The organism is Proteus sp. G4380, from assembly GCF_963885725.1.
GTDB lineage: Bacteria > Pseudomonadota > Gammaproteobacteria > Enterobacterales > Enterobacteriaceae > Proteus > Proteus mirabilis.
This window is the reverse complement of sequence record NZ_CAWPAV010000177.1, coordinates 1-25150: the sequence shown is the minus strand read 5'-3', so window position 1 is coordinate 25150 and position 25150 is coordinate 1. Positions and strand designations below refer to the sequence as shown.

The following is a 25150-nucleotide window of genomic DNA, read 5'->3' as shown; positions in this document are numbered from 1 at the left end:
TCTTTGGCTTCTTGGATTATCTCTTTATCTGTTTTCTCTGTCTTTTTTTTCAGCTTATGCCAAATGCGACTCTCTTGTCCTCGCCATAAACGTTGAATATTGTCATGATGACGGTAAAGTACTAAGCATGATAATAGTGCAACGGGATAAGTGAATTCGGGTTTAAACCACCAGACATAAAATGGGGCAAGCAATGCACTGATAATAGCACCCAGTGAGGAATAGCCACTGAGTAAAACAGTTAGTAGCCAGGTTCCCGCAATCAGTCCGCTAAGATCCCAACCAATAGCAGCGATAGAGCCAAATGCAGTAGCAACCCCTTTTCCGCCTTTAAAGTGGAAAAAAACAGGGTAAATATGGCCTAGACAAGCCGCTATTGCGACAATACCGAGATAAAAGGGAGGCACATTTAGGTAATAGGCGAGCCAAACGGGGATCATCCCTTTTAGGACGTCACAGATAAGCACAGATGCCGCTGCAAGTTTACCACCAATACGTAGCACATTGGTGGCGCCAGGATTACCAGAGCCAAATTTTCTTGGATCAGGGAGTCTTGCCAGTCGGCAAATCAAAATCGCGCTGGAGATTGAGCCGCACAAATAGGCGAAGATGATCATTCCAAGTGCGTTAGCACTCATTTGTATTCTCCAATGTTGATGAACGTTCGTTAGACATGTATGGATAATACGCATATTTCATCGGAAGTGGTATCCGATGAGCAGAAAAAATAAGAGATGACGTGATGGATATCGTATTTATTGAACAATTATCAGTAATAACCACAATCGGTGTTTATGATTGGGAAAAAACCATTAAGCAAAAGTTAGTGTTCGATATCGAAATGGAGTGGGATAATAAACGCGCATCCCAAACCGATGATGTTGCTCACTGTTTAGATTATGCCAGTGTCAGTCACGCCATAATAGAGTATGTGGAAAAGCGACGTTTTGAATTAGTCGAGCGTGTTGCTGAAGAAGTGGCACAGCTACTGATAACTCAGTTTTCTGTACCACGAGTCAAAATAAAATTAGCTAAACCAGGGGCGATAGCACAAGCCGCCAACGTCGGGGTGATTATTGAGCGTTACGCTTAATATTTGCCACACACAATAGTTAAAGTCGCGATTTCCATTCTATTATCGCGACTTCTCTTTGTTTAGTTAATGCTTCTCGTATGGCACTGCCTTTTAAACCACGACTGACAATTGATTTAACATCAACTTGATTGGCAATCTTAAAGGCTTGACGAAAAAATATTCCTTGGGGATAAGGCAAATTTTCTGCTCCTTGGCGTCCCCTTGCATCGGCCTCGCTAATTATAGCGAGTTGATCGATGCGTTCTGGTTTGCGCCAAGCATCAATCGCATCGAAAAGTCGAATTATTTTTGAGGGGCGCATTTTTTCTATGCGGTGGAGATGATCGTGATATTTGGCTGCCAGTTTGGCGAGATCACGTATCTGGTTAGGAATACGATAACGTTGGCACAGAGCCTCAACTAAAGGAACACCCGCAGGGCCATGTCCGTGATGGTGAGGCCAATTTTCTACCGGGGTAACACCTTTACCAAGATCATGACAAAGCGCGCTAAAACGTACCGCGATATCGTCAGTCAACCGGCTGACCATAGCTAATACCATCATGGTATGGATACCCGTATCAATCTCAGGATGCCACTTTTTAGGGGCAGGAACGCCAAAGAGCGCATTAATTTCAGGGAAAAGTATTTTTAGAGCGCCACATTGATGTAAGATCTCAAAATAGACTTGTGGGGCTTGGCTGTGAAGTGCTTTTTCCGTTTCTTTCCATACTCGTTCAGCCGTGAGGGCATTTAATTCACCGCTGTTTGTCATCTCTTGCATCAATGACATCGTCTCCGGCGCTATTGTAAAACCTAAAGGGGCAAAACGAGCCGCAAAACGAGCGACACGTAGTACCCTTAATGGATCTTCACTAAATGCATCAGAAACATGGCGCAGTAATTTGGCATGAATATCATCAATACCATGATAGGGATCGATATATTCACCTTTAGCAGAGTAAGCAATGGCGTTAATGGTTAAATCACGCCGTTGCAAATCATCTTCTAAGGTCACATCAGGGGCTGCATAGCAGGTAAATCCCGTGTAACCTGAGCCTGATTTTCGTTCGGTACGCGCTAAAGCGTACTCCTCGTGAGTATCAGGGTGAAGAAAAACTGGAAAATCTTTACCCACTTGTTGGTAGCCTTGTTGTAATAGTGTCTCTGGCGTTGCGCCAACCACTACCCAATCTCTGTCTTTTACCGGTAAATTTAATAGTTGGTCGCGCACAGCACCACCAACAAGGTAGATTTTCACGGGATCTTGATCCTTAATTGCCTGTGATTAATTCATCCAACGGTCATTACGCTTACGGCGACGAGGAATAATATGTGGCAATATTAAACCCAAAATAAGACCAGCACCGGCAACACCACCACCATACATAAACCACTGTAGGATGATATCACGCTGCCTATCATCTAATTGTTGATTAGCAAAATCGAGTTTTTTCTCAGCAACCGCTAATTTTGTTCTCATCTGCTCATTTTCTTTTTTCAAACCATTGATAATTTCATCGCTGTTTGACACTTTATTTTGCATGTCAATTGTGCGCTGGTTCCAGCTTTGGTCGATATTCGCTAATTTATCGCGTAGGGTTTGGATCTCTTTTTCCATAGCCGGAATGCGAGTGCGCATACTCGGTTGTGTACTTAATTGATTTTCTGGTAACCAAACTGTCCGATCTTTATCGTCTTTGATTTGCACATAACCTGTAGCGGCATTACGAGAAAGCACCGTAACTGTTGCCCCTGAGCTTAATGAACCAACAATACGGTATTGATTACTAGGGCCACTGTGAACATAGGTGGATAATTCATCGGAAACATAACGAGTTTCTGCGTGTGAGCTCAGAGAAACGCCTAAGCCAAGTAAGGAAAGAAAAAGTAAAGGTAATTTTCGCATTATGTTTTCAACTTTTTTATCTATACAAGAGAATATTTTTACTGATACTAAAGAGTAAAGTTTGCGTAAGCAAATAGTAAACCAGAATGAGAACAGTCTTAACTGATAGAATATAGGGGTAATCTGCCTTTTATTCATTATTGTGAATAGACTACCATTTGCGAAATAACAATGCGTTAAATATTTTACTAATCGATTGATTTACTTAAGGGAAATAGAATGAGCCAATTAGAAACCGAACTCAAACTTAGTGCGATACCTGCCGCTATTCCTCAGATTATTCAGCGCATTCTGACTTTGCCATACCAGCATACACCACCGCATAAATTGACTAATCTTTACTTTGAAACCTCCGATAATCAGATGCGTAATTGGGACATGGGGCTACGTATCCGTGGCATTGACTCTCATTATGAAATGACAATTAAAACAGCGGGTAAAGTAGTTGCGGGGTTACATCAACGCCCAGAATATAATGTGACATTAAATGAGCCAACCCTCGATTTAACCCGTTTCCCCGCAGAAATTTGGCCGGATAAGACCGATTTAACGGCATTACAAGCACAATTAAAGGTTCTTTTTCATACCGATTTTCATCGTGAAATTTGGCTGGTGGATTATTTAGAGAGTCAAATTGAAGTGGTGCTAGATAAAGGCACTATTCGTACAGCGCAATATGAATTACCTATTGAAGAGTTTGAACTGGAGCTAAAAAAAGGCCAAGTGGCGGATGTGATTGCTTTGGCGACTTTTTTAGGTGAACAAGGGGGATTACGACTTGCTTCACGCAGTAAAGCTGCCCGTGGTTATTATCTTGCTAAAGATAAGCCCGCATTATCGTTAAGTGTGGTCAATCTTGCACCTAATGACACAATAGCGGAACAACTGACTAAGTGGTTAGCGGCTATTCAAGCGTTAGAAGAAGCTATTTTTGCTAATCCGACGCCACCAACACTCACTATGCCCGCTATGTTAGCACTGTTTTCTGATTGGTGTAAAAAGCAGCCTCAGTTACCTGAATCAATGCAGCAAGCACTCGATAATCTTTCGTTGTTATCCTTTACCCGCGCAACGGATTATTATCATGTGTTATGGCTGAATTTTAAATTATCTGCAATGGCGTGGTTGCTGGCTATCGCTTAATTTTCTGACAATTGAGAGTTTATTATGTCTGCTAACAGTGTGTTTCAACAATTATGGGATAAAGCACAATGCACGTTTTCTACAAAGCTCAACGAGCTTGCCCCTTTTAGTGAGCGAGAGCAGCAATTTTTTGCCTTTAGCCCCTTTGCAACCGAGCATTTACGTGTCAATCCTCACTGGTTAACGGAAATCAGACAAACACCACCTGTTAGTGATGAGTGGCAAAATTACTCATCTCAATTAAAGCAACAACTCACTCATGTTGATAATGAAGATGACTTGATGGCCATTTTACGACAGTTCCGTCATCAACAATTAGTGCGTATTGCCTGGTCACAATTTTTCCAACTCTGTGATACACCCTGTACACTCAAGCAATTGAGTGTACTCGCGGAAACCTTGATTAGTGTCGCCAAAGATAAGCTATATCAGCAATGTTGCCAACAGTGGGGAACGCCTTGTGATAGAGAGGGAAAACCTCAGCCATTACTTATTTTGGGAATGGGCAAGTTAGGTGGACTTGAACTGAATTTCTCTTCTGATATCGATCTTATTTTTGCCTATCCTGAAAATGGTGTGACTCAAGGTGGGCGACGTGAATTAGATAATGCTCAGTTTTTTACCCGATTAGGGCAAAAACTGATTAAAGTGTTAGATCAACATACAATGGATGGTTTTGTTTATCGTGTAGATATGCGTTTACGTCCTTTTGGCGAAAGTGGCCCTTTAGTGATGAGCTTTGCCGCGCTTGAAGATTATTATCAAGAGCAAGGGCGTGATTGGGAGCGCTATGCGATGGTAAAAGCGCGTGTTTTGGGGGCAGAAAAAAAAGAGTATTGCCAAATCTTACGCCAAATGTTGCGCCCTTTCGTTTATCGTCGCTATATCGATTTTAGTGTGATCCAATCTCTTCGTAATATGAAATCGATGATAAGTCGTGAAGTACGTCGTCGAGGGATGATTGATAATATAAAGCTTGGAGCGGGGGGGATACGTGAAATTGAATTTATTACTCAGGTTTTTCAATTAATTCGAGGCGGTAGAGAGCCTGAGCTACAAAGTCATTCACTATTAACAGTGCTTAATGTCATTGCTAAATTGGAATTACTCTCTGCACAAGAAACATCACAGTTAGCAGATAGCTATCTTTTCTTACGTCGATTAGAAAATCTTCTTCAATCTATTGCGGATCAACAAACACAAACGTTACCTGACAATCTTGAAGATAAGGCACGACTGGCGTTTGCGATGGGATTTGACGATTGGCAAATGCTCTATCAACAAATTAACCAAAAAATGCAGGCTGTTTCCGTTATTTTTACGCAATTAATTGGCGAAGATGATGAAAATGAAGATGAAGAAGATGTCAGCGAATTTAAGCGATTATGGTTATTAGGGCGTTTACCTGATAGCGCAACGCTTTTTCATCAAGGGCTAACGGCAGAAGATAGGCAAGCTATTTGTCAAACACTGCAACTGTTTCGCCAAGATATCAGTAAACGTACTATAGGGCCTAGAGGGCGTGATGTGCTTGATGCGCTAATGCCTAAGTTATTGGCTAAAGTGTGCCTTCAACCACAAGCGTTGGTGATCTTACAGCGTATCACCCCGTTGTTATTGGGCATTGTAAGTCGAACCACTTATCTAGAGTTAATGCAAGAGTCTGATGAGGTATTAACCCACGTAGTGCGCTTATGTGCTGCATCACCGATGATTGCTGAACAATTAACACGACATCCATTATTATTGGATGAATTACTCGATCCTCATTCCCTCTATCAACCATTACCATTAAATGCCTATCAGGACGAATTACGTCAATATTTATTGCGTGTGCCAGAAGAAGATGAAGAGCAACGTTTAGAAGCATTACGCCAATTTAAACAAGCCCAGCTATTGCGTATTGCCGCAGAGGATATTGCAGGGGTATTACCGGTGATGAAAGTTAGCGATCACCTAACCTATTTAGCGGAAGCCATTATCCATGCCGTTGTTCACCAAGCATGGTCCTATATGGTGAAACGCTATGGGGAACCTGCGCATTTAGCGCAACGAGACGGTTTAGGTTTTGCGGTCGTTGGGTATGGCAAATTAGGGGGCTGGGAATTAGGGTATAGTTCTGATTTAGATTTGGTTTTTTTATTAGATTGCCCAATGAATATTCTGACAACGGGGGCAAAACAGATTGATGCTCGCCAATTCTATTTACGTTTAGCGCAGCGTATTATTCATCTATTTAGCACCAGAACCTCTTCCGGCGTGTTATATGAAGTAGATGCACGCTTACGTCCTTCCGGTGAATCAGGTATGTTGGTAAGTACTATTCAAGCCTTTGATGAGTATCAGAAAAATGAAGCTTGGACTTGGGAGCATCAAGCATTAATTCGTGCAAGAATGATTTATGGCGATGACCAATTACAGCAGATGTTTGCACGTACTCGCCATGAAACATTATGTTTAGCACGTAACGCAACTGTACTGCAGCAGGAAGTGCGTGAGATGCGCCAAAAAATGGTACAGCATTTGGCACCCACTCAAAGCAATACATTTGATTTAAAAGCCTCATCAGGGGGGATCACTGATATTGAGTTTATCGCACAATATTTGGTATTGCGCTTTTCACATCAATATCCGGCTTTGACCCGTTGGTCTGATAATGTGCGAATTTTGGAATTAATGGCAAAATACCAAGTGATGAGTGAACAAGAGGCTCAGTTATTAACTCAAGCTTATGTCACCTTACGTAATGAGCTTCATCATCTTGCATTACAAACATTACCTGCGGTTGTTGATGTACATTGTTTTATCACAGAACGGCAATGGGTATTGAGTAGTAAACAAAAATGGTTAGATGAATAAACGCTCTTTTTTGTTCACACTATTCTGATGAGTTTCGCTTTTTGCGTAACAAGTTATGGTATTATTTCGGCTTATTTTTGAAAATAATGTGGAGTATGGGATGAAAGTAACGCTGCCGGATTTTAATAAAGCCAATGTGCTGGTTGTCGGTGACGTCATGTTAGACCGTTATTGGTATGGTCCTACAAGTCGGATCTCACCAGAAGCACCAGTGCCTGTGGTAAAAGTAGATACCATAGAAGAGCGTCCGGGTGGTGCAGCTAACGTTGCAATGAATATTGCTTCTTTAGGGGCTAATTCTCGTTTGGTGGGGTTAACCGGCATCGATGAAGCGGCAAAAGCATTAAGCAATACATTAAGTCAGGTTAATGTGCGTTGTGATTTCGTCTCTATTGCGACACATCCAACTATTACTAAATTACGTGTCCTATCACGTAACCAACAACTTATCCGCCTTGATTTTGAAGAGGGATTTAGCAATGTCTCTCCAGAGCCAATTTATGAGCGTATTCAACAAGCATTACCCTCAATTGGTGCCTTAATTTTATCGGATTATGCTAAAGGTGCACTTTCTCACGTACAGCAAATGATCCAATTAGCTAAAAAAGCAGGTGTGCCGGTACTAATCGATCCTAAAGGCAGTGATTTTGAACGCTACCGTGGTGCCACACTTTTAACACCGAATATGTCAGAATTTGAGCAAGTGGTGGGCGTTTGTCATACAGATGATGAGCTAGTAGAAAAGGGCACTCAACTAGTAAAAGATTTAGCACTTGATGCACTATTGATCACTCGTTCAGAGCGGGGCATGAGTTTATTACAAGCCAATGAAGCGCCATTGCATTTACCCACTCAAGCACAAGAAGTTTATGATGTGACAGGGGCGGGAGATACGGTTATCGGCGTGCTTGCTACTGCGTTAGCTGCAGGCAAACCATTAGCGGAAGCGTGCTTTCTTGCCAACGCTGCGGCTGGTGTGGTTGTGGGGAAACTGGGAACGTCAACGGTTTCTCCTATTGAGCTTGAAAATGCTATTCGCGGGCGTGCTGATAACGGCTTTGGTATTATGGAAGAGTCACAACTCAAACAAGCGGTTGCTTTAGCGCGTCAACGTGGTGAGCGCATAGTGATGACAAATGGTTGTTTTGATATTCTTCATGCTGGGCATGTTAGTTATTTAGCTAATGCACGTAAATTGGGTGATCGCCTGATTGTTGCGGTAAATAGTGATGCATCAACTAAACGATTAAAAGGTGAAAGTCGCCCAGTCAACCCATTAGAGCAACGAATGACCGTATTAGGCGCGTTAGGGGCAGTTGATTGGGTTGTCGCGTTTGAAGAAGATACCCCACAGCGTTTAATTGCATCAGTATTGCCTGATATTTTAGTAAAAGGTGGCGATTATAAACCCGAAGACATTGCTGGCAGTAAAGAGGTGTGGGCTGCGGGTGGTGAAGTGAAAGTACTTAATTTTGAAGATGGTATTTCCACAACTAATATTATTAATGCCATTAAAAAGAAATAATTAAGCTGTTTATTATAATTGAAAGGGCACTCTAATGAGTGCTTTTTTAATACCTTAAAATAGGACTAATTAGTCTATTAATTAAGCTATTAAATCATTTTTCATAATTAATTTTATGCGTTATTGCTGATGAGTTTCTGCTTTGTTACTTATCTTTGCACTAATTTTAAAGAGAGCGAAGATAGCGGGATATCACTTTGCGGTTTATTATAATTGGAATAGTGATACCTAGGGTGCTAATTTTCTGTTTTTAATAAACTACCCTGTATCTTTTGCAGTGATACAGGGAGTAATAAATCATATTGTGATAGCTTATGCTTTATCGTCAGTTTTTGCTTCTACAATAGTTTCAGTTATTTCAACTTGGGCTACTTCAGTTTGTTGTCCTGCTTCCAACTCATTTAAACGTTGCTCTAAACGAGCCAATTTTTCGCGAGTACGTAACAGCACTTGTGTTTGCACATCAAATTCTTCGCGATTAACCAAATCTAATTTGTTTAATTGAGATTGAAGTATTGCACGGATTTTCTTATCAATATCATCACCTAAATCTTTGATACCTTGTGGTAGTACATTTTGGATTTGGCGAGCGACTTGTTCAATTTTTTTTGGGTCCAGCATGGATAGTCCTCACAATAAAATAGAAAGCTATGCTAAGTGTAATATGAGGGCTGTGGGAATAAAACCTGATATCGATATTATTGTTATATTTTTATGATAAATCGTTAAATTCTTTGCCTATCAATAACAGATTAGTGTGATTTGACAAGGGTTATTGTGGATTGGGATTGCCTCTTATTATTTTAAAGCGTATAGTTTCCCTGTTTATCTCAGGGCGGGGTGAAAGTCCCCACCGGCGGTAGATACCTGAATAATCAGGTAAAGCCCGCGAGCGCTTTGTATTACCAATGTGATGCAAAGGTCAGCAGATCCAGTGTAATTCTGGAGCCGACAGTTAAAGTCTGGATGGGAGAGAATAAAATAGCATCAGTGGGATCCTTGTATCCATTCCTGTTGTTTCTGCTTGTCTATTTATACAGCAGAGATCCACTCCTAAGACTGCCCTGGTTCTGGTAACTTTCATTAATTATTGAGGTTTTTTTACCATGAATCAGACGCTACTTTCCGAATTTGGCTCTCCATTAGAGCGTGTTGAGCGTGCGCTTGAAGCCCTTCGTGCCGGTAAAGGTGTGATGGTGCTTGATGATGAGAACCGTGAAAATGAAGGCGATATGGTATTTGTCGCAGAAACCATGACCACAGAACAAATGGCGATGTCTATTCGTCATGGCAGTGGTATTGTGTGTGTCTGTATTACCGAAGAGCGCCGCCAACAACTCGATTTACCTATGATGGTAGAAAATAACACCAGTCATTTTCATACCGCATTTACGGTAACTATTGAAGCAGCCCAAGGGGTGACTACGGGAGTTTCAGCAGCAGACCGTTTAACGACAGTACGTGCAGCTGCTGCTGATAATGCAAAACCAAGTGATTTAAATCGTCCAGGTCACGTATTCCCATTACGAGCGCAACCTGGTGGTGTATTAACACGTGGTGGACATACTGAAGCTTCTATTGATTTAGCAACGTTAGCGGGTTTTAAACCTGTTGCCGTGTTATGTGAATTAACCAATGACGATGGCACCATGGCCAGAGCGCCAGAAGTTGTCACTTTTGCTAAACAGCATGATATGCCAGTGTTAACGATTGAAGATTTAGTGGCTTATCGTCTTCGCGAGGAGAAGAAAGCGGGCTGAAATTAACAAGTTAAAACGACACTGAAAACACACACACACTTATTCAAGCCACTTAAGTTTCCCTAAGTGGCTTTTTCATATTTTTTGAATAACTATTTCACACTTCTTTGACTATATTTCAAGTAAGAAGGCAGTATGCTAAATGCCATAGATAGCAAGATGATAAGAGGTGATTATGGACAGAAAATTGATGCCAGCGCTATTTGTTGGACATGGCAGTCCAATGAATGTATTGGAAGATAATAAATATACTCGCCTCTGGACGACGTTAGGAGAGACACTGCCTAAGCCTAAAGCAATATTAGTCATCTCAGCGCATTGGTATACGCAAGGGACTTATATTACAGCGATGACTCATCCTAAAACAATTCATGATTTTTATGGATTTCCACCAGAGTTATACCAAATAGAATATCCTGCAAAAGGCTCCATTGGTCTCGTTGCATTAATTGAAGATCTGATTGATCCGATGAAATTAAAACTGGATATGGAGCAATGGGGATTCGATCACGGTAGTTGGGGAATATTAGAGAAGATGTACCCTAATGCTAATATTCCTGTTGTTCAGTTAAGTATTGATGCTAACCAATCGCCGCAGTGGCACTATGAGTTTGGAAAAAAACTGGTTGAGCTACGTAGAGAAGGTGTATTAGTGATTGGCAGTGGTAATATCGTTCATAATTTAAGAATGATGGATTGGCAAAATGACCAAGCAGAGCCTTACTCTTGGGCATTATCTTTTAGTGAAACAGTAGAGCGCTGTTTACAAAGTGATAAAGTGCCTGAAGCGCTTTTTACCATTTTATCAACGCAAGAAGGGCAACTCGCACACCCAACAGCAGAACATTTTTTACCTGCATTATATCTACTCGGTTTAAAACAGCCGGATGAAAAAGTAGCTTTATTAAATAATGATATTATTAATAAATCACTTAGCATGATGACCTTTCAAATTGGGTAAAATATTCAATAAAACTAATTGATAGAATGTTAAGGCTAAATTTATTTTTTAGGTGTGCCATAAAGCCCCGCCCTTTAGCTCAGGGCGGGGAGGGGGTCAATGCTAGACAATAAGTTTTGCTATCACAGCAATTGCGTTATTAATCTAAAATAATATGTGGATAGAAACGAGACAGATCTTGCGTGATAAGCTCTTTATCTTCTCTAATACAAATACCTGCAGATTGGTCGTTAACTAGCCAGCTACCAATTAATGTATAGCTATCACCAAATTTTGGCAGTGGATGGAAGTCCTGAACAATAAAGCCTTCTTCACCGTAAGGGCCATCAGCAACAGCGATATCTTTACCATTTTCAACGATACGAATATTCGCCCCTTCTCGTGAAAAGAGCGGTTTGATGACATAGCGTGATAATGAATCTGGCGCTTTACCGTCATAAAAATAAGCCGGTAATAAATTAGGATGATTAGGGAACATTTCCCACAGCATTGGCAGTAACGCTTTGTTGGAAATAATACTTTTCCAAGCTGGCTCTAACCAACGGATCCCTGCATCAGCAAGTTTGGTCGAGAAATCTTCACGGAACATAAACTCCCAAGGATAGAGTTTAAACATATTGCTGATGATCTGGTCTTGTAGATCGGTCAGCTCACCCCGTTCACCTAAACCAATATCTTCAATAAAAACGAAATCGGTAGTGACTTCGGCTTCTTCTGCACAATCTTGTAAATATTGTACGGTACCGCGATCTTCTTGCGTATCTTGGCAACATGACATGTGCAGATAACGCATACCATATTGATCACGCAATTGAGCGAATCTGTCGATCAATTTTTCTTGGATACTATTAAATTGATCGGCATTTTGTGGCAAACGACCCGCATTGATTTGATCTTCAAGCCAGATCCACTGGAAAAAAGCAGACTCATACAATGAAGTTGGTGTGTCGGCATTATTTTCGAGTAATTTTGCCGGCCCCTTACCGTCATAAGCTAAATCAAGACGTGAATAAAGCGATGGTTGCGAGGTTTTCCATGACTCACGGACAAAATCCCAGCAATGGCGAGGAATTTGAAAACGAGTCAATAGCTCTTCACTATTAGCCACTTTATCAGCGACTTGTAAGCACATCTGATGAAGCTCTTCCGTGGTTTCTTCTAATGTTTCCACTTCTTCCATTGAAAATTGATAATAAGCATCTTCACACCAGTAAGGCTCGCCATACATGGTATGGAAGTTAAAACCATATTCAGTGGCTTTTTCGCGCCAATCAGGACGTTCAATAATTTGTTCGCGTTTCATGGTTTAATTAACCACCTGCACGATATGAAGAGGAGCCTGTTGAGCTACGGTTGTTATTTGTCGCGCTTGCACGTTGAGCTGCCGCTTGTCGTGAAACGGTATTACCAAAGCCACCACGCGTAATGGTTGATGTTGTAGATGGTTTTGGAGTCATAGCTGTTTTAGGGACGTTCATTTGACGACCACCGACAGCTGGACCATAGTTACGACCCGTTGCATCAACAAACTTACCATTAGCTGGGCTGCTTGGATTACGTGAGCTAAATAAAGGCTGTGCTGGTGCGCCACCACCCATTAAACGCCCCATCATATAACCTGCCATCAATGGCATAAAGAAGCTACCACCAGAGTTAGCTTGTGCCATTTGTGAACTATCAGGGTTGAGGTTATTGGCGTTTTCGGTGTTAACGGGGTTACCATCAATTGAGGCAGTTTGTGTACATTGCGCATCACCAAATTCAGCAACACAATCTTCCATTGTTGCGTATTTAGGTGCAGTACGTTGCGCTTCTTGTAATGCCGTGCGGTAAGAATCTTCACATTGTGCTGCTTGTGATGGATTCGCTTGCGCACATTCTTGTGCATTCATATACAGTGAAACCGTCTCATCACTCTCTTCACACCCTGAAAGGGCGAATACCGCGGTGATGGCGATGGCAACAGGCGCCAGACGATAAGGGCGAAATGCTTTACGAAAAGCATCGCGATTAATCGATTTGGTACGTTTCATTGTCATATTGGTAAGATCCATAAAAAGTAAAACGTTCAAAATAAAAGCTAGGATAGGTTAAATAGGTTAGAAAATAAATAAGAAACACCTAATCATCAGCGATTAGCAGAAATTTGTGATCTTCATAGGGATAATGGCAATGAAATCAGCTAAATCCTCTATTTATTAAACAAATAATGATTGGGTTATTTATAAACTTAAGTAATAGGCATTAGGTGAATTTATTTTTAATCTATTTATAACCAAAAATGTTTTTTCTCGCTAGTGTATAAAAAAACCGCTTACTCGTATATCACTGTAAGCGGTTTTGATGGTTAACGGTGTCTATTAACGATTAATTTGTCGTATTCAGTACGGGACTTGTTAATGGACGAATAATGTTGTCAGGGGAAGTGGAAATCTCTTCACCCAACGCATTATTTAACTGAATTAAGTCATTTTCGTTTAAGGTACCACGTGCATATTGGATATTTAATTGGTTAATCAAATAGTCGTAACGTGCACTTGATAATTTTTGTTTAGCATCATAAAGCGTTGTGGTCGCATTTAAGACATCAACAATAGTACGAGTACCCACTTGGTAGCCAGCTTCAGTTGCATCTAAAGAGCTTTGCGCGGATACAACCACTTGTTGATAGGCCTTAATGCTACTGATGGAGGCTGAAATATTGTTATAAGAAGAACGTGCAATTTGTACGATAGAGCGGTATACCGACTCTAACTGCTCACTGGCACTGGTAAAGCCATATTGAGCTTGTTCTACTTGTGAGCTCGTTCTACCACCTGTATATAATGGAATGCTTAAAGAGAGTCCGATGCTGCTTTGACCATTATAGCTATTACGGCTGTTAGCAGGTGTTTCTGGTGGTAAAGCACTACCATGATTATGACTGTTTGAGACACCCGTTGAAGCATTTAAATTTACGGTTGGCAAATGGCCTGATTGCGCTAAACGAATATTTTCACGTGCTAAATCTTGACCTAAACGAGCACTGAGTAAACTTAAGTTACGCTCTTCTGCGTCTTTTAACAGTTTATCAATGGCGTCTGGTGGAGTGGTGGAAAAACGTGCGATATTAAGTGAAGCCAGATTAATATAATACACACCGCTGACTTGGCGCAGTTTTTCTAATGCGTTATCCAGTTCATTACGTCCAGCCACTTCTTGTGCCAACACGCTGTCGTAGTTTGCACGCGCATTTTGTACGTCAGTAATCGCAACAAGTCCTACATTAAAACGCTGTGTAGTTTGATCTAATTGGCGATACACCTGCTCTTTTTGTGCTTCAATAAATGATAAGGAGTCAATGGCACGCAGAACATTAAAATAAGCTGTTGCGGTATCTAAAATAAGCTGTTGTTGGCTTGTCTGATAGGTAACATCACTCATACCCGCCGTTTTTTCTTGCATGGTCAATTGACGCCATAAAGACATATCAAAAATAGTCTGGGTCAGCGTTAAATTCGCACCAAGAGAGTTAGACTCGGTATTTTTAGCATCACGATAGCCACTTTTATAATCAATAGAAGCGCCTAATCCTAATTGTGGTAATAATGGGCTACGTGCCTCATTGATTTTCTCAAAAGCTTGATTGCGTTCAGCTAATGACTTACGTAATTCTGGGTTACTGTCCTTTGCTTTTTGATAAACTTGTAGCAGATCCTCAGCCTGACTTGCAGTGCTGAACCCTGCCAAACTCATCGTGACTAAAAGAGAGAGCAGTTTTTTCATTTTAATTCCTTGTTGCAACAGTTTCGCTGAGTTGCCTCTGTTAATCTTGTATAGAAACAATTCTAGCAGATTGTTTCCCTAAGTAGGGGTAGCCATTTGTGCCATATCCTTTTATTTTAGGTTAACTTTACAGGATTTGCGGGCAAATATCTTTAAATCTGTATTAAACGTATGCAATAAAAAAGACTTAAGTATAACCAGAGGAATATTGTATGAACAAAAAGGAAAATACACCATTTTTATATACACGTAATGATGTTGAGCTGATAAGTAAAAAAACACGCTATAAAGGCTTTTTCCGTATGAACGAGTATCGTTTCAAACACCGTTTATTTAAGGGAGGATGGAGTGCAGAAGTTAAGCGAGAAGTGTTCGAACGTGGTCATGCGGGTGTTTTATTGGCTTATGATCCTAAACGAGACGAAGTTGTATTAATCGAACAAATTCGTATTCCAGCTTATGAAACAAGTCAAACACCTTGGTTATTAGAAGTGATTGCCGGCATGGTGGAAGAAGGAGAAAGCCCTGAAGAGGTGGTAAGACGGGAAGCCACAGAAGAAGCGGGGATCACAATAGGTCGTTGTAAGCCCATTGTAAGTTACCTTTCAAGCCCCGGAGGAACCAGTGAGCGGATGTATGTCTATGTAGGGGAAGTGGATGCCACAACAGCAACAGGCATACATGGGCTAGCTTGTGAAAATGAAGATATTCGTGTTCATGTCGTCAGCCGAGAGCAGGCTTATCAATGGGTTGAAGAAGGGATAATTGATAATGCCGCTTCCGTCATCGCACTTCAGTGGTTACAGCTTCATCATGTCACCTTAAGAAAAGATTGGTTGTGATAATTGCCAAAAGAAACTTTATTCGTCACTATGAAAAGATATGATAAATGACGTAATTATCTTTAAAGTATATGAATATACAATCGATTAAGCTTGAACATAAGAGATAAAAAATGTGACTGGTAGCGAGAATATTTCTCAATAATCTTTTGAAATGTGTATTGGGTGGCAGATCTTTAATACAAAATTACGTTAAAATAACGGCTAGTAAGAGAGAAACAAGGAAACCTTTTGGAAAGCCAGCTTGAATTGTCGGTGGATCAACAACACACCGTTAGAATATTACAAATCACAGATACCCACCTTTTTGCTAATGTGGATGATACCTTGTTGGGAATTAATACCTATCGTAGCTATCATGCGGTATTGGACGCGATTAAACAGCAAGGGTTATCGATTGATTTGATTGTTGCTACTGGGGATTTAGTTCAAGATCAATCCTTTGCAGCTTATCAGCATTTTGCTGATGGGATTGCAAGATTACCTTCACCTTGTGTGTGGTTACCCGGTAATCATGATTATCAACCAGCAATGATTGATGCTTTAAATCAGGCAGGCATTCTGTCGGCAAAACAAGTGTTAATTGGTGAACATTGGCAATTGTTATTATTAGATAGCCAAATTCAAGGTGTTCCCCATGGCGAGTTATCTGACTGTCAGTTAGATTGGCTAACTCGCTGTCTAGAAAGCCACAAAGAAAGAGATACTGTGATCTTATTGCATCATCATCCGATGCCTTCTGGCTGTACTTGGTTAGATCAACATAGTTTAAGAAACTCTCACCAGTTAGCTGAGCGTGTTAAAGATCACCCTCAAATAAAAATGATGCTATGTGGTCATATTCATCAAGAAATGGATGAAATGTGGAATGGTATTCGCTTATTAGCAACACCCTCTACCTGTATTCAGTTTCGCCCGCATTGTACTAATTTTTCTTTAGATACCGTTTCGCCAGGTTGGCGCTATTTGGAGTTATCATTATCTGCACAGGGTAAGAGGAATATTGATACTCAAGTACATCGTCTAGCGGGTAAAGATTTTTGTCCAGATCTTGACGCGGATGGCTATTAAGTCATGTCTCGTATCCTCTATTTACATGGTTTTAATAGCTCGCCTCAATCAGCCAAGGCGCAAGGGTTTAAACAATGGTTATCAGTCACTCATCCTGATATTGAGCTACTTGTACCCCAATTACCCCCTTATCCTCAGCAAGCCGCTCAATTAATTGAAAAATTAGTAAAAGATAATGCCAATGATAAGTTAGGATTAATTGGCTCGTCGCTGGGGGGCTATCTTGCTATTTGGTTATCACAACGTTTTCATTTACCTGCAGTGGTGGTGAATCCTGCGGTTCGCCCGTTTGATTTGCTACAGGATTTTTTAGGCGATAATGAAAATCCTTATACTCATCAAAAGTATAGATTAGCACCTCACCATATGGATGAGTTACTTGCCTTACGTATTCCTACGATAACTTCCCCCGATCTTATTTGGTTGCTTCAACAAACTGGAGATGAAATACTTGATTATCGTCAAGCGGTTTCATATCTTGGCGCTTGTAAGCAAACAGTAGAGCAGGGAGGAAACCATGCTTTTGTTAATTTTGAACGTTTTTTCCCGGAAATTGTTCAGTTTTTGAAAATAACATCGTTTTCGACTCATTAACCTGCAATACTGGGGTTGATGTCTCAATTCAAAAATGAATATCATATTACCGCTAACACCTGTTATTATAAACAGTATTCTCAAACAGTGAACCGCAGATTAAAACAATGACTCAATCAAGTTATAATGCAAAGGATATTGAGGTTCTTAATGGTCTAGAGCCTGTACGTCGGCGTCCTGGTATGTATACCGATACCACTAGACCGAACCATTTGGCACAGGAAGTGATAGATAATAGCGTGGACGAGGCGCTTGCGGGGCATGCAACCAAGGTCGAAGTTATCTTATATGCAGACCAATCTATTGAGGTTATCGACAATGGGCGAGGAATGCCGGTTGATATCCATCCAGAACTGAAAGTCTCTGCTATTGAGCTGATCCTTGCCCATCTTCATGCCGGAGGAAAATTCTCCAATAAAAACTACCAATACTCTGGTGGCTTGCATGGTGTCGGGATCTCAGTGGTTAATGCGTTATCAAAGCGTATTGAAGTCACCGTGCGCCGAGAAGGCAAAATATATCAAATTGCTTTTGAGAACGGTGATAAAGTTGAAGAGCTACATCAAATAGGTACGTGTGCTAAACGAGATACAGGAACCAGTGTTCATTTCTGGCCGGATAGCACTTACTTTGATATTCCTCGTTTCTCATCAAAAAGCTTATCTCATGTATTAAAAGCCAAAGCGGTGTTGTGCCCAGGCGTCAATGTCTCTTTTACCGATAAAGTCAATAATACCCAAGAAACGTGGTGTTACGCTGATGGTTTAACTGACTATTTAAGTGAAGCTGTCGCTGAATTTGTTCGCCTGCCTGAAGAGCCATTTACAGGGAAATTTGAAGGTGATAACGAAGCCGTTGAATGGTCAATGCTTTGGTTGCCGGAAGGAGGCGATTTACTCACAGAAAGTTATGTGAACCTCATTCCAACCGTACAAGGTGGTACACACGTTAATGGTTTGCGCCAAGGTGTATTAGATGCCATGCGCGAGTTTTGTGAATTCCATAATTTATTGCCAAGAGGCATTAAATTAACCGCAGATGATACATGGGAGCGTTGTGCTTATGTGTTATCAGTAAAAATGCAAGATCCTCAATTTGCAGGACAAACCAAAGAGCGTCTATCGTCACGTCAAACCAGTGCCTTTGTTGCTAGTGCAGTAAAAAATGCATTTAGTTTATGGTTAAACCAAAACGTTCAAGTCGGTGAATTACTCGCAGAAATGGCTATTAGCAGTGCGCAACGACGTATGCGTGCGGCTAAAAAAGTGGTGAGAAAAAAACTGACTTCGGGGCCTGCATTACCGGGTAAATTAGCAGATTGTACTTCGCAAGATTTACGTTATACCGAACTCTTCTTAGTTGAAGGGGACTCTGCGGGGGGCTCTGCTAAACAAGCTCGCGATCGTGAATATCAAGCGATTATGCCTCTACGTGGTAAAATTCTTAATACTTGGGAAGTCTCTTCTGATGAAGTATTAGCGTCACAAGAAGTGCATGATATTTCTGTGGCGATCGGGATGGATCCTGATAGTGATGATTTAAGCCAATTACGTTACGGAAAAATTTGTATCCTTGCGGATGCGGACTCCGATGGTTTACATATCGCCACTTTGCTTTGTGCTTTATTTGTTCGTCATTTCCCGGCATTAGTAAAGCAAGGTCATGTCTATATGGCTATGCCACCTCTTTATCGTATCGACTTAGGTAAAGAAGTGAGTTATGCCCTTGATGAAGCAGAAAAGAACGCTATTTTGCAACGCCTTAGCCGTAAAAAAGGTAAGCCAAATGTGCAACGCTTTAAAGGCTTAGGTGAGATGAATCCACTGCAATTACGTGAGACAACGCTTGATCCTAATACACGTCGTTTAGTGCAATTGGTGATTGATGATGAAAATTATCAAGAAACGTTGGGCATGATGGATATGTTACTTGCCAAAAAACGTTCTGAAGATCGCCGTAACTGGTTGCAAGAAAAAGGCGACGAAGTTGACATCGAAGTGTAATGGAACTCACCAAGCGTCTGAGGAAAATATTGAATGAGTGAACTGACTCATGATGGTGTAGAGCGCCAACCGCTCCACTTATTTACGGAAAATGCCTATCTCAATTATTCAATGTACGTGATTATGGATCGTGCATTGCCTTTTATTGGCGATGGGTTAAAGCCAGTACAGCGTCGTATCGTCTATGCGATGTCTGAATTAGGTTTAAACAGCAGTGCTAAATTTAAAAAATCAGCACGAACAGTGGGGGATGTATTAGGTAAATATCATCCCCACGGTGATATCGCCTGTTATGAAGCCATGGTATTGATGGCGCAACCCTTCTCTTATCGTTATCCATTAATTGATGGGCAAGGTAACTGGGGGGCTCCGGATGATCCAAAATCTTTCGCAGCTATGCGTTATACCGAGTCTCGCTTATCTAAATATTCACAGATCCTGCTAAGCGAATTGGGACATGGTACTGTTGATTGGATCCCCAATTTTGATGGCACCCTGCAAGAGCCAAAAATGTTGCCTGCTCGTTTACCTAATATTTTATTAAATGGGACAACGGGGATTGCTGTCGGTATGGCAACGGATATTCCGCCACATAATGCGCGGGAAATCGGCCAAGCATTAACCATGCTATTAGATAATCCTGATGCTGGGTTATCTGATGTTATGCAATATGTACAAGGACCTGATTATCCAACAGAAGCGGAAGTGATCACCGCTCCTGAGGATATCAAAAAGATTTATAAAACAGGACGTGGTTCTATTAGAATGCGTGCTGTTTGGCAAAAAGAAGAGGGTTGTGCGGTGATAACAGCTCTCCCTCATCAAGTCTCTGGTGCTAAGGTACTTGAACAAATTGCTGCATTAATGCGAGCGAAAAAATTGCCTTTAGTTGATGATTTACGTGATGAGTCAGATCATGAAAATCCTACTCGATTGGTGATTGTTCCTCGTAGTAATCGCGTCGATTTAGAACAAGTCATGTATTACTTATTTGTAAATACAGACTTAGAGAAAAGTTATCGCGTTAACCTCAATATGATTGGGTTAGATAACCGTCCTGCTGTGAAAGGGCTATTAACCATTTTAAATGAGTGGTTAGTTTATCGCCGTCAAACCGTAACCAATCGTTTAAACCATCGCTTAGAAAAAGTATTACGCCGTTTAGAAATTCTAAAAGGTTTATTAATCGCTTATCTCAATATTGATGAAGTGATTGAGATCATCCGTTATGAAGATGAGCCAAAAGCCGAATTAATGCGTCGTTTTGCATTATCAGATATTCAAGCAGAAGCGATTTTAGAGTTACGTTTACGTCACTTAGCTAAGCTTGAAGAGATAAAACTGCAAGCTGAAAGTGATGAACTGGAAAAAGAGCGCGACAGTATTGAAAAACTGTTAAATTCTCCTCGCCGTCTCAATACGTTATTGAAAAAAGAGATAGAGGCAGACGCTAAAGAGTTTGGTGATGAACGACGTTCTCCTATTCGACCTCAAGAAGAGGCGAAAGTGGTTAATGAACAAGATATGTTGCCATCAGAGCCTGTGACTATTGTGCTTTCTGAAATGGGATGGGTGCGTAGTGCGAAAGGGCACGAAATTGATCCTAGTACCATGAGTTATCGTGCCGGAGACAGTTATCATAGTGCGGTACGGGGTATGAGCAACCAGCCAGTATTGTTCCTTGATTCAACGGGTAGAAGCTATAGTTTAAGTCCCAATGACATGCCATCAGGCCGTAGCCAAGGTGAGCCTTTAACCGGTAAATTGACCTTCCCACCTGACGCCAGCGTAAAATATATGTTAGCGGGAGCCGCTAAACAGGAGTATTTACTGGCAACGAAAGAGGGTTATGGCTCCGTACTCAGTTATGAAGAGATGGAGACAAAAAATAAAACCGGTAAAGGGTTGTTAACGGTTTCAGATGAAACAGAATTGCTAGCGCCTTTCTTAGTCGATGCAGAAAAGAAAAACAATCAACATTGGTTAGTTATTATCACCGATAAAACACGTATTCTGGCGATATCTGCAGAACATCTAAATGAGATGAATAAGAAAGGTCGAGGCACTCGCTTAGTTGCATTAGGCAAAGAGCAAAGTGATGTTATCGAACAAATCGTGTTAATAGCAAAAAATGAAGCCCTCACTTTTACTGTTGATGGTCAACAACAAACATTAAAAGCAGAAGAGATTAGCTATTTTAGTGGTGATGTTGGCGATGAGCCTATCCCATTAAAACATCTTCACCCTGAAGCGGTTACCGTGATCATGTCCGAAAAAGGGCTTATCCGTTGCCAAAAAGGCCATAACATTGATGCGAAATCAGTGGGCTTTAAAACAGGGGATGATTATTTTGATGCAGTTGAAGGGATGAGCAATCAAGCGGTACATCTGATTGATACCACGGGTCAAAGTTATACTGTTGATGTTGACGCATTACCATCAGGCCGTAGTAAAGGTGATGATTTAACAGGACGATTAAAAGTCCAAAAAGGGGCTCAATTACGTCATGTGGTGATGGGGGAAAGTAGCGATAAGATCTTAATGGCATCCGACGCTGGTTATGGGTTTATCTGTAGTATTGATGACTTAACCTCTAAAAATAGAGCTGGTAAATCATTATTAACATTACCTGAAAATGCATTACCATTACCACCTCAACGCTTAAATGATGAATTGAGTGATTTGATCATGATCATTACTCAGGGTGGGCGAATGCTGATTTTTGAAGCCTCTGAGTTGCCAACTATGGTAAAAGGAAAAGGTAACCAAATGGTTTCTATTCCTGCTTCACAGGCTGCAAGTGGTGAAGATAAAGTCGCTTGGTTGCGGGTATTACCAGAAAATGCCAGTGTTACATTGCATTTTGGTAAACGTAAACTCACGATGTCGATGAATGAATTACAGACATTTAAAGCCAAACGTGGTCGTCGTGGAACCTCGCTCCCTCGTGGTGCACAAAGTATCGATCATATAGATATCGAAACTCATTAATTTTAACTTTCAATATAGATTAGTGGGTCATATGACCCACTTATTATTAGGACGCTAAAAGCTTATGCTAGCCATTATTCGAGGCATTATTGTCATTCTGTACACCATTATTGTGGTGACTTTTGGGATGATCTATTGCATGTTTTCTCCCAGAAATCCGAAACACGTAATGACTTATGGACGTTTATTCGGCAAATTATCACATGTCTTTGGGATCAAATTAGTTGAGCGTTTTCCTAAAGAAGCTAAAAGTTATGGACCCAGTATTTATATTGGTAACCATCAAAATAACTTTGATATGGTGACAATGTCGAATGCGGTACAACCTAATACCGTGACGGTAGGTAAAAAAAGCTTGGTGTTTATTCCTTTCTTTGGACAGCTTTATTGGATCACTGGCAATATTTTGATTGATAGAGGTAATCGCTCTAAAGCCCATAGCACCATCACTCAGGTTGCAGAGCAAATCAAAGCGAAAAAAATCTCTGTATGGATGTTTCCTGAAGGAACACGTAGCCGAGGACGTGGTTTATTACCTTTTAAAACAGGGGCTTTTCACGCGGCGATGCAAGCGGGGGTGCCTATTGTGCCTGTTTGTGTCTCTACCACACAAGGTAAGATAAAATTAAATCGCTGGAATAATGGCTACGTGATTGTTGAAATGTTGCCTCCCATTGATGTATCAAAATATAACAAAGATCAGGTGAGAGAATTAGCTGAAGATTGTCGTCAGATCATGAAGGCTAAAATTGAAGAGCTTGATAAAGAAGTGGAAGAAATGAATAAACGCGATTTTGCAGGTAAGTTAAATTAACGGTCTGTAATTTATTTAATTGTTTATCATACCTAATGCCAAATCGATTAGATTTGGCATTTTTATAACATCATGATTTTAATGGTTTAATTATATACTTTATAATGGCTAACAATAAACGTTATAGGTTGATTGATCGTTTGAATATATCCCGATTTTCGGACGGATATTGTCTTTAATAAATTAAAATGCACTAAGTTATCAACTATTTTTAGGATTTATATCATATCCGCGTTATTATGCTGTCATAATTTGATTTAAGTCTTTTGTCTTTAAATATCACAGCAGCTTTTTTCCTATCAGTTGATCCTCACTCGTGGGATAGGAATATGGGTATTTTGTTGCGGAGAAAGTATGTCATTTAGTCGTCGCCAGTTTTTACAGGCTTCAGGCTTAGCGGTATGTCTGGGCTCATTATCTTCATCTGTTCGTGCAGGATCAGTTAGTGATAGAAAACTACCTATTCCCCCATTACTTGAATCACGTAATGGTCAGCCTCTTTTTGTAACGTTACAAAAAGTGCATTGGGCCTTTGATGGCACACAAAAAACAGAAGTCTGGGGCATTAATGGCTCAATGCCGGGTCCGACAATCAAAGTAAAAAGCGGTGATGATGTCAAACTGATTTATAGCAATCGCCTTAATGAACCCGTTTCTATGACCGTAAGTGGCTTATTAGTTCCGGGAACACAAATAGGTGGAGCTGCAAGGATGATGTCTCCGGGAGCCTATTGGTCACCGGTGTTGCCTATTCGTCAAAAAGCGACCACCTGCTGGTATCATGCGAATACGCCTTTTAAAATGGCGCCTCATGTCTATAACGGATTGGTAGGCATGTGGATTGTTGAAGACGAAGAGAGCAAATCGTTACCATTGCCTAAACATTATGGGGTAAATGATTTTCCTATTATTCTTCAAGATAAACGCCTTGATAACTTTGGAACGCCACAATACGACAAAGAAGCCGCGACAGAGGGCTTTTATGGTGACACATTATTAGTGAATGGCTGTGAAGATCCCTATATTGAAGTATCACGAGGTTGGATTCGTTTACGCTTAGTTAATGCCTCGAATGCCCGACGCTATGAGTTATCGGCTAATGATGGTCGCTCACTCTATCTGATAGCCTCTGATCAAGGTTTGTTAACGTCACCGGTAGAATTGAAATCTATTCCTATGGCACCGGGTGAGCGACGTGAAATTCTTATTGATCTATCAGAAGGCGAAGAAGTGACTATCACTGCTGGGCAAAGTGCCGGATTTATGGATAGATTACGTGGTATTTTTGAACCTTCTAACTTATTGCGCAATACCAATGTGCTAACCATCAAGCCTACTGGACTGATGTCATTGGTTACCGATAAAGTTCCACAACAGTTGGTGGTGGATGACACACAAATCACCACCTCAATTCAACCGAGAACGATCCAATTGCAAAACAGTCCTCCTGGTATTAATAATGCGCGTTGGGAGTTATCAAGGATCGATCTTGTCGGTAAACAAAATGGCTGGGAACGTTGGCTAGTGACAGTGGAAACACCACAACCATTTCATATTGAAGGTGCACGTTTTAAAGTGATTAATCATGATGGACAAAAACCAGCGCCTGCTGATTTTGGTTGGAAAGATACAGTGTGGATCGAAAAACAGAGTGAATTATTAGTTGAGCTAAAACAGCCTTCTTATTCTCATTTCCCTTTTGTTTATTATAGCCAAATACTCGAAAATGCGGATAAAGGGATTGCGGGGCAAATGGAAATCACGCCATCAGAATAAAAATTAAGTAATATCACGTCAAAAATTAAAATAAAAACAGTATTTTTAAAATAAAAATACTG

Annotated in this window: 20 protein-coding genes and 1 riboswitch; of the genes, 13 read left to right on the top strand and 7 right to left on the bottom strand. The window is 40.8% G+C overall.

Annotated elements, in window-relative coordinates; translation table 11 throughout:
* Positions 1-638 (bottom strand): glycerol-3-phosphate 1-O-acyltransferase PlsY (plsY, locus tag AACU98_RS15560; protein ID WP_161735087.1); only part of this gene is annotated, 638 nt, incomplete at its 3' end.
* A gap of 104 nt (positions 639-742) precedes the next feature.
* On the opposite strand from plsY, the gene folB reads away from it, so the two are divergent.
* On the top strand, positions 743-1093 hold the full coding sequence (folB, locus tag AACU98_RS15555; RefSeq protein ID WP_004245575.1) for a bifunctional dihydroneopterin aldolase/7,8-dihydroneopterin epimerase: 351 nt from the start codon (positions 743-745) through the stop codon (positions 1091-1093).
* A 19-nt stretch (positions 1094-1112) separates the two neighbouring features.
* Here the strand turns inward: folB and AACU98_RS15550 are convergent, their stop codons facing one another.
* Together AACU98_RS15550 and AACU98_RS15545 are read right to left on the bottom strand one after the other, a co-directional pair.
* The gene (locus AACU98_RS15550; protein ID WP_004245574.1) at positions 1113-2336 is read right to left on the bottom strand and encodes a multifunctional CCA addition/repair protein; all 1224 of its coding nucleotides are present in this window, start codon (positions 2334-2336) and stop codon (positions 1113-1115) included.
* 27 nt (positions 2337-2363) lie between these two features.
* Positions 2364-2984 carry a TIGR04211 family SH3 domain-containing protein gene (locus tag AACU98_RS15545; protein WP_161735084.1) on the bottom strand — a complete coding sequence of 207 codons (621 nt, stop codon included), beginning with the start codon at positions 2982-2984 and terminating at the stop codon, positions 2364-2366.
* Between the two features lie 219 nt (positions 2985-3203).
* On the opposite strand from AACU98_RS15545, the gene AACU98_RS15540 reads away from it, so the two are divergent.
* The 3 genes from AACU98_RS15540 to hldE all read left to right on the top strand — a co-directional run bounded on the left by AACU98_RS15540 (position 3204) and on the right by hldE (position 8511).
* A complete protein-coding gene (locus tag AACU98_RS15540) occupies positions 3204-4127 on the top strand; it encodes a CYTH domain-containing protein (protein ID WP_004245571.1) in 924 nt (307 codons plus the stop codon).
* A gap of 24 nt (positions 4128-4151) precedes the next feature.
* Entirely contained in the window at positions 4152-6986 is a 2835-nt protein-coding gene (gene glnE / locus AACU98_RS15535; protein ID WP_161735081.1) for a bifunctional [glutamate--ammonia ligase]-adenylyl-L-tyrosine phosphorylase/[glutamate--ammonia-ligase] adenylyltransferase, read from the top strand.
* Between the two features lie 100 nt (positions 6987-7086).
* Entirely contained in the window at positions 7087-8511 is a 1425-nt protein-coding gene (gene hldE, locus AACU98_RS15530) for a bifunctional D-glycero-beta-D-manno-heptose-7-phosphate kinase/D-glycero-beta-D-manno-heptose 1-phosphate adenylyltransferase HldE (RefSeq protein ID WP_036905068.1), read from the top strand.
* A gap of 312 nt (positions 8512-8823) precedes the next feature.
* Here hldE and ubiK read toward each other — a convergent pair whose 3' ends face one another.
* Positions 8824-9132: a ubiquinone biosynthesis accessory factor UbiK gene (gene ubiK, locus AACU98_RS15525; RefSeq protein ID WP_004245566.1), complete on the bottom strand. Its 309-nt coding sequence runs from the start codon at positions 9130-9132 to the stop codon at positions 8824-8826.
* A gap of 201 nt (positions 9133-9333) precedes the next feature.
* Positions 9334-9493: riboswitch (FMN riboswitch) on the top strand.
* 124 nt (positions 9494-9617) lie between these two features.
* Between ubiK and ribB the strand changes: the two genes are divergently transcribed.
* Entirely contained in the window at positions 9618-10271 is a 654-nt protein-coding gene (gene ribB / locus AACU98_RS15520; RefSeq protein WP_004245565.1) for a 3,4-dihydroxy-2-butanone-4-phosphate synthase, read from the top strand.
* 175 nt (positions 10272-10446) lie between these two features.
* Positions 10447-11232, top strand: coding sequence for a 4,5-DOPA dioxygenase extradiol (gene ygiD, locus AACU98_RS15515; RefSeq protein ID WP_161735078.1), 786 nt, complete (start codon positions 10447-10449; stop codon positions 11230-11232).
* A gap of 139 nt (positions 11233-11371) precedes the next feature.
* Here ygiD and AACU98_RS15510 read toward each other — a convergent pair whose 3' ends face one another.
* From AACU98_RS15510 to tolC, 3 genes are all read right to left on the bottom strand, one after another.
* The gene (locus AACU98_RS15510; protein WP_004245561.1) at positions 11372-12535 is read right to left on the bottom strand and encodes a glutathionylspermidine synthase family protein; all 1164 of its coding nucleotides are present in this window, start codon (positions 12533-12535) and stop codon (positions 11372-11374) included.
* 7 nt (positions 12536-12542) lie between these two features.
* Positions 12543-13271: a DUF1190 family protein gene (locus tag AACU98_RS15505; RefSeq protein ID WP_004249472.1), complete on the bottom strand. Its 729-nt coding sequence runs from the start codon at positions 13269-13271 to the stop codon at positions 12543-12545.
* Between the two features lie 328 nt (positions 13272-13599).
* Positions 13600-14997, bottom strand: a complete 1398-nt coding sequence (gene tolC, locus AACU98_RS15500; protein WP_004245559.1) for an outer membrane channel protein TolC — start codon at positions 14995-14997, stop codon at positions 13600-13602.
* A 212-nt stretch (positions 14998-15209) separates the two neighbouring features.
* Between tolC and nudF the strand changes: the two genes are divergently transcribed.
* The 7 genes from nudF (at position 15210) to ftsP (ending at position 25088) form a co-directional block, all read left to right on the top strand.
* A complete protein-coding gene (gene nudF / locus AACU98_RS15495; RefSeq protein WP_017827538.1) occupies positions 15210-15839 on the top strand; it encodes an ADP-ribose diphosphatase in 630 nt (209 codons plus the stop codon).
* A 231-nt stretch (positions 15840-16070) separates the two neighbouring features.
* Positions 16071-16910, top strand: coding sequence for a 3',5'-cyclic-AMP phosphodiesterase (gene cpdA, locus AACU98_RS15490; protein WP_004250217.1), 840 nt, complete (start codon positions 16071-16073; stop codon positions 16908-16910).
* Between the two features lie 3 nt (positions 16911-16913).
* Entirely contained in the window at positions 16914-17504 is a 591-nt protein-coding gene (yqiA, locus tag AACU98_RS15485; RefSeq protein ID WP_004245556.1) for an esterase YqiA, read from the top strand.
* A gap of 107 nt (positions 17505-17611) precedes the next feature.
* Positions 17612-19507: a DNA topoisomerase IV subunit B gene (gene parE / locus AACU98_RS15480; RefSeq protein ID WP_004245554.1), complete on the top strand. Its 1896-nt coding sequence runs from the start codon at positions 17612-17614 to the stop codon at positions 19505-19507.
* A 33-nt stretch (positions 19508-19540) separates the two neighbouring features.
* The gene (gene parC, locus AACU98_RS15475; RefSeq protein WP_049212329.1) at positions 19541-22498 is read left to right on the top strand and encodes a DNA topoisomerase IV subunit A; all 2958 of its coding nucleotides are present in this window, start codon (positions 19541-19543) and stop codon (positions 22496-22498) included.
* A 64-nt stretch (positions 22499-22562) separates the two neighbouring features.
* Positions 22563-23312, top strand: coding sequence for a 1-acylglycerol-3-phosphate O-acyltransferase (locus AACU98_RS15470; RefSeq protein ID WP_004245551.1), 750 nt, complete (start codon positions 22563-22565; stop codon positions 23310-23312).
* A 354-nt stretch (positions 23313-23666) separates the two neighbouring features.
* Positions 23667-25088, top strand: coding sequence for a cell division protein FtsP (gene ftsP / locus AACU98_RS15465; RefSeq protein WP_017628569.1), 1422 nt, complete (start codon positions 23667-23669; stop codon positions 25086-25088).
* Positions 25089-25150 lie beyond the last annotated feature (62 nt).